Below are 11,877 nucleotides of genomic sequence, written 5' to 3' on the forward strand. Positions count from 1 at the left end.
CCTTACTTGGCAGCCATGCGCAGGGCACCGTCGAGGCGGATCACCTCGCCGTTGAGCATGCTGTTCTCGATGATATGACGGGCCAGCGCGGCGTACTCCTGCGCACGGCCCAAACGCGGCGGGAACGGTACGCCGGCGGCCAGGGAGTCACGCACCTCCTGGGGCATGCCAGCCATCATCGGCGTCTCGAAGATGCCTGGGGCGATGGTCATCACGCGGATGCCGAAACGCGCCAGCTCCCGCGCCACCGGCAGGGTCAGGCTGGCGATGGCGCCCTTGGAGGCGGCATAGGCAGCCTGGCCGATCTGCCCGTCGTAGGCGGCGATGGACGCGGTGTTGATGATCACGCCGCGCTCGCCCTCCTCGTCGGCCGCGCCTTCGGCCATGGCCGCCGCCGCCAGGCGCAGCAGGTTGAAGCTGCCCAGCAGGTTGACATTGATGACCTTGGCGAAACTCGCCAAGCCATGGGGTCCTTGTTTGCCCAGAACCTTCTCGGCGCCGACGATGCCGGCGCAGTTGACCAGCCCGTGCAGGCTACCGAACGCGCTGACGGCGGCATCCACCGCCGCCTGGGCGGCCTGTTCGTCGCTGATGTCGGCCACGGCGAAACGCGCCTGTTCACCCAGCTCGCGGGCCTTGGCCTCGACTGCCGCAGCATTGAGGTCGACCAGCATCACCTTGGCGCCGGCCTCGACCAGCATCTGCGCGGTGGCAGCGCCAAGCCCGGAGGCCGCGCCGCTGACGATGAAATGTTTGTTGGCTATCTGCATGATGTTTTTCCTTCAGGCGCTGGCGCGCGGGGCCGGCGCGTCCTGTTGTTTGGCGATTTCCTGGTTGCGCAGGATGAAGCGTTGCAGCTTGCCGCTCGGGGTCTTGGGCAAGTCGCTGACGAATTCGATTTCCCTGGGATAGGCGTGGGCATAGAGGCGCTGGCGGACATGCTGGCGCAGGGTCTCTTCCAGCTCGGCGCTGCCGACATGGCCCGGGGCGAGCACCACGAAGGCCTTGATCAGCTCGGTGCGCTCCGGATCGGGCTTGCCGATCACCGCCGCCTCGATCACCGCCGGGTGCTCGATCAACGCACTTTCCACATCGAACGGCCCGACCCGGTAGCCAGAGGTGGTGATCACGTCGTCGCTGCGGCCGACGAAGCTGATGCTGCCGTCATCGTTGAGCTCGACGGTATCGCCGCTGAGGTAGTACTTGCCGACGAAGGCCTTGGTCGGCAGCCCGTGGTAACCCGCGAACCAGCACAGCGGCGATTGCTCGCGGTCCACCGCGAGGATGCCCGGCTGCCCGGCGGACAGTTCGTTGGCCTGCTCGTCCAGCACGACGATGCGGTGGCCGGGAATGGCGAAGCCGGCCGAACCCAGGTGGACCGGGTGCTTCAGGCCATGATGGTTGCACAAGACCATGCCCAGTTCGGTCTGGCCGTAATGGTCATGGATGGTCACCCCCAGCTCGTCGGCGAACCAGCGGATCACTTCCGGGTTGAGCGGCTCGCCGGCGCTGCTGACCACCCGCAGGCGGCCCTTGATCGGTGTCGAGAACTCGCTGCCGGCGGCGATCAGCAGACGGTAGGCGGTAGGCGATCCGGCCAGGTTGCTGATGTTCAGCTTGTCGATGATCCGCGCGCAGCTCTCGACGTTGAACGGCCCGTCGTAGAAGGTGGTGGCGTGGCCCAGGGACAACGGGCCGGTGACGGCGTAATAAAGCCCGTAGGCCCATCCCGGGTCGGCCAGGTTCCAGAAGTTGTCCTCGGGACGCAGGTCGATGGCATCGCGCATGTAGCCCTGGAAGGCGACGATGGCCTTGAGCGGTACCTCGAGTGGCTTGGCAGGCCCGGTGGTACCCGAGGTGAACATCAGCAGGAAGGGATCGTCGCCCTTGCGCGGCACGGGCTCGCATGTGCTGTCAGCACTCTCCAGCGCCTGGTGGAAGTCCAGCTCGCCAGCGCTGGCCCCGACGGTGATGAGGGTCGGGCACCCCGTGACCTGGTCGAGCTTGTGGCGGTTGCCGCGGTCGGTGACCACCACGCGCGCATGGGACTGTTCGAGCCGGTGCTCGATGGCCTTGGGGCCGAAGGCGGTGAACAGCGGCTGGTACACCGCACCCAGGCGCCAGGTGGCAAGGATGGTCACCAGCAGCTCTGGAGTGCGTGGCATGAGGCCGGCAACTCGGTCGCCGGGGCCTACGCCTTGCTGGCCAAGCACATTGGCGAAGCGCGCCGCCAGCCCTTGCAGTTGCTCGAAGGTGTAGCGTGCGCTGTTACCCTCGCGGTCTTCCCAGATCAGCGCGACCCGGCCACTGCCGGCATGGCGGTCGCAGCATTCGACACAGGCATTGAGCGCGTCCAGCGTGCCATGCAGTGCCGCCTCGACGGCACTGCGATGGTTGAACGAACGGACGGCCTCGGCGTAATCGCGCATCGTCAGACTCCTGGTTTCTTATTGTTGGAGTGGCACCCTCGGTCTGACGATGTTCGCGCCGGTCGGCGCTGGGGGCAATGGCCAAAGCTGTCAAACGGCTTGAGCGAATTGGCCTGCCTCGGGCACGCCCTCCTCCAGGGCCTCACGGGTCAGTTGCAGGACCAGGCGATGCTCGGCCGATTGCCGCTCCATCATCAGTACCTGCCATCGATCCGTGTAGTCCTGGCTCGTCAGGGCCGTGCTCAGGCTGTCGAGCTCGGAACCCCGCGCGGCGAAGTCCTCGCCGATCGCAGCGAAGGCTGCCGCGTGCCGTCGCTCCAGGTAGGTACGCCAGAAGTCCCGTTCAGCGATGCTTTCGGCCAGGGCATCGGTCGCCTCCGCGCCCCGGACCGAGGCGAGCGCTGCCTGCTCGAGTTCGGGAGTGATTTCGGCAAGGCGCTCGAACCTCATCGTACGCGGCTGGGAAGGCAGGTCGAGGGCATGGGCCAGACGTACCCGGTAGCCGAGGATGACCTCCAGGACATCGGTATCCGGGTCGCTCGCCAGCCGCTGCGCGGCATCCTGGTGAGCGAAGCCTTCCAAGGCCTCCAGGCGAAACAGACGCCGCCCCAGGTCCAGCAATCCTTGCCCCGATCGTCCGGCAGCGCCCTGCAGGTTGGCGTTGTGCACCAGGATCTGCAGTTGCACGCGGCTGAAGCGCTCCGCGGTACTGTCATGGCAACCCAGTTGCTCGCGAGCGTGGGCGAACACCGCCTGGCGAAGGTCGGTATCCTGTTCCACGGCGTCAAGCACACCCCAGACTTGCTCGGTGAGGTAGGCCCTGGCGTGGGTGAAGTCGCTGGTTTGGGTGAGATTGGCCAGCAACTGCAGCAGGTCCGTGCTGTCGGGGTCTTGCACCAAGCGGTTCCACAGCGCCGAACGTGCCGCGAACTGGCCGGGATCGCCGACGGCAAGCCACAGGCTCCGGGCGCTGGCCACGTCCACTTCGCTGGCCCGGACAGCGTCATACGGGTCGCTCGTATACAACCGCGCGTACTCCTGGTGCGCCAAGGGATTGCGCAGCAGGTTGAAGCGGCTTCTGAAAGACCAGGGCGCTTGCAGCAGCTCAGGTGGCAATGTATCGATCTCGTTGTCGCTGAGGTCGACGACCGTCAACAGCCTGCACCGCTCCAGCCCCCTGGGCACGCTGATCAACCGGCAGTGTTTCAAACGCAGTACCGACAGGTTGGGCAACGACTGGAAGCGCAGTGCCGCTGAACGCAAAGGGTTGCGACTCAGGTCGAGCACGCGCAGGTTCGGTAACGCAGACAAGGCATCGGCGCCAGAGGGGCTCATGCGGATTCGATTGGACATCAGGCGCAACGTACGCAATTGGGTCAGTTGGCCAATGGCCGAGGGGATGGAGGTCAAACGGTTGTTGCCCAGGCTCAAAGTGCGCAAGGAGGTGAAGCACTGCAGGAAACCCGCGGGAACCTCTTCCAGCGCCGCCCCCGCCATCACCAATTCGGTGATATGGGAAAAGTCGCTGCCCGCCGGTAATTCCGGCAACTGGCCAATGTGCCAACCGCTCAGCTCCAGGGTCATGTCGCTGGCCAGCCCACCGGCCCCCTCGTAGCGCCACGCCGCCAGCAGGCGAGCCGCGAACTGCCGCCGCGAGGCATACCGCTCCGCTGTGCGCCCATCCGCCATCCACTGCGACAAGGCACTTTCGAGCTGCGCGTAGTTGCGCTCCTGGGCAAGCAAGCTCTCGAAAGGCGAGCCACTTTGCAACAGCAGCCTTTCCAGGTAGCGATCGACCTCCCGGTCATTGAGCCGTGGGTAAAGGGCACGGATGCGGCCCCTGAGCACACTGGTAGAGGTTTCCCGTCTCGATACATTGCCGCCGAGCGGATAACCCACGCGCCCATCGGGCAGGCGCTTGCCGGGGCTGAACCAAGGCGTGCCGTCGCGCCAGCCAAGCAGGTTCAGAATATCCTTGCGTTCGCCGGGCAAGCCTTCGATCAGCTTCAACCGCAAGCCTTCTGCCGGGTCGTCGCCAGAAAGGCCCAACCGCTGCAGGTCGGTCGGGCGCAGCAGTGCCACCAATGCCTGGAAGATGCCCGCAGGCTCGCCTACCTGCGCTTCATGCTCCAGCCCATGGCTGTCGTAAAGGTGGAAGCGGCCTTGCCGGTGAACCAGGACCACGCGCCCCTCGGGTGCGCCTTGAGGGTTCAGTACGGCCAAAAGACGGCCACTCTCCGACCCTTCACGCAACTCGAGGTTGATCGCGCGCGGCCATCTGGACAGTCGCCGCAGCAAGGCGATGACCAGTTCCCCGGTGCCATTGGTGTAGGTGCTGCGCAGGAACAGGCCCTCCAAGGCGCGGTTCACCCTGGCCAGCCGCAGCAGGGTCCGTGCCTTCCTGGCGACCGCCAGAGGCACACGTGCCTCGACCTGGGCCACTTCGCGCAGAGCGGGATCCACGTCACGTACCGCCTCCCGGGCATAGCGCTCGGGGAGCCCGGGGAAATCGCGCCGAACCAGCGTCACCAAGGCGTCTTGTGCCGACAGAGGCGCCGCCAGGTGCTCCAGCAATTCACCTCGCAGGTGCGAGGCGTCCTCCCGTAGCCAGGCGCCCAGTGCCTGCTCGTCCAGCCCTTGCGCTTGCGGATGCGCCACGCACCACTGGCGAATGGCCGGATCCTGGATAGCTCCGCCGGATTGATCGAGGGCATCGAGCTCGCGGCTGATCCGGGCATCCGCAGCGAATCGCAGCAAGGTGTCACGCAGGTTGAACGGCGCAGGCCGCATCTCCACCAGCACACCCCGCAATTCCTCCTTGTCGACGCCCGCCACACGCAACACCTGCTCGGCCCGGGCTGGAGCCAAGGGCGGGTCCTGCGGCCACAGGCGATCGAGCATGTCGGCACGGTCATCCCACTGCCTGGGCTGCTCGAGGCGAAGACGCCAGGCACGCTCGCCATTGAACGCGAGCTGCGGCCCGAAGGCGTCGTCGCCTCGCGGATGGCGCAAACGCCAGGCCTGGTGCTCGTCGGGGCGATGGGCCTCGTAGTAGCATTGGTCCACACGCAGCCAGCGGCGCGTATCGCTGGCATAGAGCCCATCATCCCCAAGGGTGGCGTCTTCCGGGGTCGACGCGTAGACCTGCAAGTCACGATGCCACAGGCGCGATGACTCCTCCCCGGTGCCCACCGGCTCCAGCGCATCGACGAAAGCACTGCGGGCGAACCCGCGCGCCACCAGGCTCACACCAGCGACCGTCGCCGCCGTGACGACGACGGCCTCCGCGACCCCGAGCATATGCTCCAGCGCCTCGTGCTGGTGCCCCTCATGCCAATCGACGGCCCCTTCGTAGACGTGGCCGAGGGTCTGCACGACCAACTCGCCGAACAGCACCATGCCCACCGCAGGAATGGCCAGACCGGCCAGCCCCAGCGCGACCAGGCCGATCTCCTTCCATTGGTTGAGCCGTGCTTCGGCGGCGAGATGATCGGCATCCGCGCTCGAAACGAGCTGCAGGCGGACATCGTCCTCGATGCGTTTGACCTGGCTTGCCGCCAGTGTGGCGAAGATATCGCCATGGACCACCGTACCTTCCAACTGCAGGTCGGGCTCATCGTCGAGCAGGCGCTTGTCGAGCGTCCCCAGGAACCCTGGGCGGTCCTTCAAGGCGATCAGTCGTGCGAAACGTTGGCGGCCATCCGCCTTGAGCAACTCGGCCGCCAGGAAATCGTTCATCCCTGACACCGAGTCGAAATGGCGAAGGGGCTGTTCAGTGTCACTCGGCAGGTAGAGCACGACCCCGAGACTATCCCCATCGGCACTGCGCAACTGGATCTTCAAGCTCTGCGCAACGGAGGCCCCCAACATGTGCAGCTCACCGGCATACGCCTGTGCGAGCCCTTCCTCCTGGCCAGCCCCATCGTCCAGCAACCGCCGCAAGGCGGCCAGGTGCACCGTCTCGAGCTGTGCCTTGAGCGAGGCGAACTCGCATGCCAGGGCGAAGGCCGTACGCTGGTGGCGGGCCAGGGCCCGCTGGGCCACCGGGGTGAACAGACGCTCGAGCAGGTCGTGGTACTGCTTGCCCACGTCCTCGGCATGGCAACGTTGCGTGAAATCCTCCAGCGAGCTGAAAAGCACGGTCTCTTCGCCCTTCTTGACAAGGCCGCTGCCCTCGTAGAAAGGGTTGCCCGAGGGAAAGCCCTGCATCAGTCGCAACAACGCCGGGAAGCGGACATAACGCGGCTCATCCTCGGGCAGGCCACCGCCCGGGCTCACCGTGAAGCGACGCCTTACATCCAGCCATTCAAGATCATCGAGGGAGAACCCCGGCGGGATATCGGCCGCCAACAGGGCCGTGAACCGCTGGGCAGCGAACTGCCGTGGCGATACCAGGCCGGCGGTTGCCGCCGCCACCTGCGCCTGGCTATGGCGGTGGGCCTCGAAGCAATCGCGCAATGCATTGATCTGTGCGGCGGATGCGCGTTTCAACCAGTCCGGCAGTTTCGCGGCGATGAAATCATCGGTGGCGGAAGCCAGCTTGCTGGCAAGCGCTGGCGGAAGTGAAGGTGGAGTGGGTTGCGTCATGTCTGCATCCTCGCAGGTCGAAGGAGGCTCGACACTGATGCAATCGCCCACTGCGCAGCAGAGGGAAAGGGAACATCCTCGGCCAGGCCTAGGGCGCAGTCCCCTGCAGGATCACATGACGGTAGTGGCCAGGATTGCAACCGAACCACTTGCGAAAGGCCTTGTAGAACGAGCTGCTGTCGGCGAAGCCGAGACGCTCGGCGATCTCGGTAAGCCCCAGGTCGACATCGGCCAGCCAGGCGATGGCCAACTCGCGCCGCACGCTGTCCTTGAGCCCTTGGTAGGTCTGGCCTTCCTCGCCCAGGCGACGGCGCAGGGTCGAGACCGAGATGCACAAGGCGCTGGCCTGGCCTTCGGCATCGGGCCAGGCGCCTGGGTCGGCGCGCCGCAGTTGCTCACGGATGCGCCAGGCCAGGCTGGCCGGGTCGCGGTACTTGACCAGGATGTTGCCAGGCGCCTCGGCGAGGAAACGCTGCAGCTCCTCCTGGGTGCGCCGCAGCGGCAGGCCCAGGCAGTCGGCACTGATGATCATGCGTGTGCGTGGGCGGTCGAACTGCAGGTTCTCGGAAAACATCACCCGGTAGTCGTCGCAGAACGGCGGCTCGGCGCAACGCAGGTCGATGGCGAGGATCGGGATACGGCGCCCGGCCAGCCAGCAGGTCACGCCATGGATGATCATCCACAGGGTGAAGTAAGTGAAAGCGCGGCGCGGCGTATCGCGAGGCTCGCCGATGACGATCTCGGCCAGGCTCTGTTGGCGCACCAGGCTTGGCTGCAGGTCCTCGAGCATCAGCGAGAGAAACGCCAGGGCCGTTTCCAGGCCCTCGCCGAGGGTCGCTTGGGCCATGCTCGCACGGCACAGGAAGGCCAGGCTGCCACTGCGCAGGCCACGCGGGTCCATGGCGAAGAATTCGTCATTGCAGCGCCGCGCCAGCAAGCGCCAGAGCCGGGCATAGGCCTCGGCGCTCACCCGCGCCTCGGGCAGGTCGAGCAGGGATGCATCAATGCCCGCCCTGGCCAGCAGCGGCGCATCGGCTTGCCCCGCCGGGCGGGTCTGCAACAGGGCTTCACGCACCAGTTGCATTGAAATGGTGTCTTTCTCGCTCATCGGCCATCCAGCGCCAGTGGTTTCAGCCGGCCATCTTAGGCCCGCCATGGAAAAACGCCAGCCGGTGAGTGTTTTGGAGCCGTGCCATTTGGGGCCGCTTCGCGCCCCAGTGTCACTCATTGAGGCAAGTCCACTCACACACGCTCTTGCAGGCACCTCACAGGCTGGCAGCCAACCCCAGGAACGTCTGGATCAAGCGCAGTTCACGACGCCGCTCCAGGCAACCGATCATGTGCCGGTTGACCAGCCCATCGCCCGCCAGCGGCCGCGCCACCACCCGCGGATCATGGGCCACCTCCACCGACGAGACGATGCCGATGCCGAGCTGCGCCGCCACCGCCTCGGTGACCGCTTCGCGGCTGTCCAGCTCCAGCAGCACCCGCGGCTGCACCTTGGCCAGTGCGCAGGCCTGGTCGAAGGTCCGCCGGGTGATGGAGCTGGGCTCGCGCAACACCATGATCTGCCGGTCCAGCTCAGCCATGGGCAGGTCGCCCGTCTCGCTCGCCCAGGGATGCCCGACCGGCAGTTGGGCACACAGGCGCGACTCGCCCAGGCTCTGCAGGTACAGCCCCTTGCGCGGCTCGGCCTCGGTCAGCACGGCCACGTCGGCATGCTCCGAAAGCAATGCGGCCAGGGTCTCCTGGGCATTGCCCAGGCGCAGGTTGACGGTGATGCCCGGGTAACGCGCCCGCAGCAGGCCGAGCATCGACATGATCCAGTGCGGGCCATCAGCGGCGACTTCCAGGCGTCCGGTGAGCAATTGGCGATTGGCCTCGAGCATGGCCTGGGCCTCCTCGGCCAGGCTGAACATGGCGCGGGTGATGGCCGCCAGCCGCGTACCCTCTTCGGTAAGCTCGACCCGGCGCGCGGTGCGCCGCAGCAAGGTGATCTGGTAGTGCTCTTCCAGGGCCTTGACGTGCCCGGTCACCGCCGGCTGGCTGATGAACAAGCGCGCCGCAGCGCGGGTGAAGCTGCCCTCGCGGGCCACGGCATCGAAGGCACGCAACTGGAACAAGTTCATATCTATCGGCCTGACTTATGGCTGGCATAACGACAAACAATTTGAATGATGGGGCGGCAAATTGCAACTTACACACCGTAGATTCAGCCCACCCGCTTGCGAGGAAAAACGGAATGAGCAATGCCCCGATCCTGCTGACCCCCGGCCCACTGACCACCTCGTCCCGCACCCGCCAAGCCATGCTGGTGGACTGGGGTTCCTGGGACCGCGACTTCAACCAACTGACCGCCAGCGTCTGCGAGCAGTTGCTGGCCATCATCAACGGCAGTGCCAGCCACCACTGCGTCCCCCTGCAAGGCAGCGGCACCTTCGCCGTGGAAGCGGCGATCGGTACCCTGGTACCGCGTGACGGCAAGGTCCTGGTGCTGATCAACGGTGCCTACGGCCAGCGCCTGGCGAAGATCTGCAAAGTCCTGGGCCGCGCCTACAGCACCTTCGAGACCGCCGAGGATCAACCCACCACCGCTGCCGACGTCGACCGCCTGCTGGCCGCCGACCCTGCCGTGACCCACGTGGCTCTGATCCACTGCGAGACCAGCACCGGCATCCTCAACCCGCTGCCCGAGATCGCCCAGGTAGTCCAGCGCCACGGCAAGCGCCTTGTCATCGACGCCATGAGCTCCTTCGGCGCCCTGCCGATCGATGCCCGCGAGGTGCCGTTCGAGGCGCTGATCGCTGCCTCCGGCAAATGCCTGGAAGGCGTACCGGGCATGGGCTTCGTCTTCGCCGAGAAGAACGCGCTGGCCGCCGCCGAAGGCAACGCCCACTCCCTGGCGATGGACCTGCAGGACCAGCAGGCGTACATGGCCAAGACCGGCCAGTGGCGCTTCACCCCGCCGACCCACGTGGTCGCCGCCCTGCATGAGGCCCTGCTGCAGTACAGCGAGGAAGGCGGCCTGCCGGCCCGCCACCAGCGCTACGCCGACAACTGCAAGACCCTGCTCGACGGCATGGCCCAGCTTGGTCTGCGCAGCTTCCTGCCGGCCGAGATCCAGGCCCCGATCATCGTCACCTTCCATGCCCCGCGCGATGCCCGCTACCAGTTCAAGGACTTCTACGAGCGGGTCAAGGCCAAGGGCTTCATTCTCTATCCGGGCAAGCTGACCCAGGTGGAAACCTTCCGCGTCGGTTGCATCGGCGTGGTCGGGCCCGATGGCATGCAGGCCGCCGTCGATGCCGTGGCCGAAGTGCTGCGGGAAATGGAAGTACTGGACATCTGAATTTCGCCCTCGACCCGAACCCCAAGGAAATCGCGCACATGAACTACAGCAACCCCACCCAGCTGCAAGCCGCCATCCTCGACTGGGCCGGCACCGTGGTCGACTTCGGCTCCTTCGCCCCGACCCAGATCTTCGTCGAGGCCTTCGCCGAGTTCGATGTCGAAGTCTCCATCGACGAAGCTCGCGGCCCGATGGGCATGGGCAAGTGGGACCACATCCGTACCCTGTGCAACCAGCCGGAAATCGCCGAACGCTACCGCAAGGTGTTCGGCCGCACCCCGACCGACGATGACGTCACCGCCATCTACGAACGCTTCATGCCCTTGCAGATCGAGAAGATCGCCGTGCACTCGGCGCTGATCCCTGGCGCCCTGGAGACCCTCACCGGCCTGCGCAAGGACGGCCTGAAGATCGGCTCCTGCTCGGGCTACCCGAAGGTGGTGATGGACAAGGTGGTGGAACTGGCCAAGCAGAACGGCTATGTCGCCGACCACGTGGTGGCCACCGACGAAACCCCGAACGGCCGCCCTTGGCCGGCCCAGGCCCTGGCCAACGTGATCGCCCTGGGCATCGACGACGTGGCCGCCTGCGTCAAGGTCGACGACACCGTGCCGGGCATCCTCGAAGGCCGTCGCGCGGGCATGTGGACTGTGGCCCTGGTGTGCTCGGGCAATGCCCTGGGCCTGACCTGGGAAGGCTACCGGGCCCTGAGCGCGGAAAAACTGGAGAGCGAGCGCAAGCGCATCCACGCGCTGTTCGAAGGCTCGCGCCCGCACTACCTGATCGACACCATCAATGAGCTGCCCGAGGTGATCGCCGACATCAACCGGCGCCTGGCCAAGGGCGAGATGCCGCAGGCGTCGTAAGCGTCGCAAGGCATGCCGGGGCCGCAAAGCGGCCCCAGCAGCCTGAGCCAGTCAGACCGCGCGATTGAGCTTCACCCAGGCTGCGAACTTGTCGATGAACGCCTGCAGGAACGGCCGGGTCTTGTCGTTGAGCTTGCCGGAATCCTCGAACAGGCTGGCCGCCCCACCAATGTACGCCTCGGGCATCTGCATGCACGGCATGTCTAGGAACACCAGCGACTGGCGCACGGCATGGTTGGCACCGAAACCGCCAATGGCGCCCGGCGAGACACTCACCACCGCCGCCGGCTTGCCGCTCCAGGCACTCTGCCCATAGGGTCGCGACCCCACGTCGATGGCGTTCTTCAGGCCCCCGGGTACGGAACGGTTGTATTCGGGCGTGACGAACAGCACCGCGTCGCTGCGGCGGATCTCCTCGCGAAAACGCTTCCAGGCATCGGGCGCATTGGCCTCGACATCCTCGTTGTACAGCGGCAGGTCGCCGATCTCGACGATTTTCAGGGCAAGGCTGGAGGGTGCAAGCTCTGCAAGGGCGCGGGCGACCTTGCGGTTGTAGGAGTCCTTGCGCAAGCTACCGACGACGACCGCTACCGAATAGACCTGACTCATGGCGATTTGCAACCTCTGCTGGAAATAAGACGTTGTA

At 66.0% G+C, this 11,877-nt stretch carries 8 protein-coding genes; 2 read left to right on the top strand and 6 right to left on the bottom strand.

The window, feature by feature from the left end:
• Nucleotides 1–2 precede the first annotated feature (2 nt).
• The 5 genes from NJF35_RS21620 to NJF35_RS21640 all read right to left on the bottom strand — a co-directional run bounded on the left by NJF35_RS21620 (nucleotide 3) and on the right by NJF35_RS21640 (nucleotide 9,145).
• Nucleotides 3–770, bottom strand: coding sequence for an SDR family NAD(P)-dependent oxidoreductase (locus NJF35_RS21620; protein ID WP_225790449.1), 768 nt, complete (start codon nucleotides 768–770; stop codon nucleotides 3–5).
• Nucleotides 771–782: 12 nt separating this feature from the next.
• A complete protein-coding gene (locus tag NJF35_RS21625; RefSeq protein WP_253091463.1) occupies nucleotides 783–2,429 on the bottom strand; it encodes an AMP-binding protein in 1,647 nt (548 codons plus the stop codon).
• Between the two features lie 90 nt (nucleotides 2,430–2,519).
• Nucleotides 2,520–7,016, bottom strand: coding sequence for an NEL-type E3 ubiquitin ligase domain-containing protein (locus NJF35_RS21630; protein WP_253091464.1), 4,497 nt, complete (start codon nucleotides 7,014–7,016; stop codon nucleotides 2,520–2,522).
• 88 nt (nucleotides 7,017–7,104) lie between these two features.
• Nucleotides 7,105–8,124, bottom strand: coding sequence for an AraC family transcriptional regulator (locus tag NJF35_RS21635; RefSeq protein WP_253091465.1), 1,020 nt, complete (start codon nucleotides 8,122–8,124; stop codon nucleotides 7,105–7,107).
• Nucleotides 8,125–8,281: 157 nt separating this feature from the next.
• On the bottom strand, nucleotides 8,282–9,145 hold the full coding sequence (locus tag NJF35_RS21640) for a LysR substrate-binding domain-containing protein (protein ID WP_225790453.1): 864 nt from the start codon (nucleotides 9,143–9,145) through the stop codon (nucleotides 8,282–8,284).
• Nucleotides 9,146–9,258: 113 nt separating this feature from the next.
• Here NJF35_RS21640 and NJF35_RS21645 point away from each other — a divergent pair, with 113 nt between their 5' ends.
• Both NJF35_RS21645 and phnX read left to right on the top strand, forming a co-directional pair.
• Entirely contained in the window at nucleotides 9,259–10,365 is a 1,107-nt protein-coding gene (locus NJF35_RS21645) for a 2-aminoethylphosphonate--pyruvate transaminase (RefSeq protein WP_253081576.1), read from the top strand.
• Between the two features lie 38 nt (nucleotides 10,366–10,403).
• Complete coding sequence (phnX, locus tag NJF35_RS21650; RefSeq protein WP_253091466.1) at nucleotides 10,404–11,231, top strand: phosphonoacetaldehyde hydrolase; 828 nt, start codon at nucleotides 10,404–10,406, stop codon at nucleotides 11,229–11,231.
• A gap of 51 nt (nucleotides 11,232–11,282) precedes the next feature.
• On the opposite strand, the gene NJF35_RS21655 is transcribed toward phnX, so the two are convergent.
• Complete coding sequence (locus NJF35_RS21655) at nucleotides 11,283–11,840, bottom strand: NADPH-dependent FMN reductase (RefSeq protein ID WP_253091467.1); 558 nt, start codon at nucleotides 11,838–11,840, stop codon at nucleotides 11,283–11,285.
• Nucleotides 11,841–11,877: the final 37 nt, after the last annotated feature.

This window comes from Pseudomonas guariconensis (assembly GCF_024127895.1).
Classification (GTDB): Bacteria; Pseudomonadota; Gammaproteobacteria; order Pseudomonadales; family Pseudomonadaceae; genus Aquipseudomonas; species Aquipseudomonas guariconensis_B.

What these genes read in the sequence shown, in the direction of transcription:
- NJF35_RS21620 (WP_225790449.1), bottom strand. Translation starts at nt 770, where the DNA reads ATGCAGATAGCCAACAAACATTTCATCGTCAGCGGCGCGGCCTCCGGG.
- NJF35_RS21625 (WP_253091463.1), bottom strand. Translation starts at nt 2,429, where the DNA reads ATGCGCGATTACGCCGAGGCCGTCCGTTCGTTCAACCATCGCAGTGCC.
- NJF35_RS21630 (WP_253091464.1), bottom strand. Translation starts at nt 7,016, where the DNA reads ATGACGCAACCCACTCCACCTTCACTTCCGCCAGCGCTTGCCAGCAAG.
- NJF35_RS21635 (WP_253091465.1), bottom strand. Translation starts at nt 8,124, where the DNA reads ATGAGCGAGAAAGACACCATTTCAATGCAACTGGTGCGTGAAGCCCTG.
- NJF35_RS21640 (WP_225790453.1), bottom strand. Translation starts at nt 9,145, where the DNA reads ATGAACTTGTTCCAGTTGCGTGCCTTCGATGCCGTGGCCCGCGAGGGC.
- NJF35_RS21645 (WP_253081576.1), top strand. Translation starts at nt 9,259, where the DNA reads ATGAGCAATGCCCCGATCCTGCTGACCCCCGGCCCACTGACCACCTCG.
- phnX (WP_253091466.1), top strand. Translation starts at nt 10,404, where the DNA reads ATGAACTACAGCAACCCCACCCAGCTGCAAGCCGCCATCCTCGACTGG.
- NJF35_RS21655 (WP_253091467.1), bottom strand. Translation starts at nt 11,840, where the DNA reads ATGAGTCAGGTCTATTCGGTAGCGGTCGTCGTCGGTAGCTTGCGCAAG.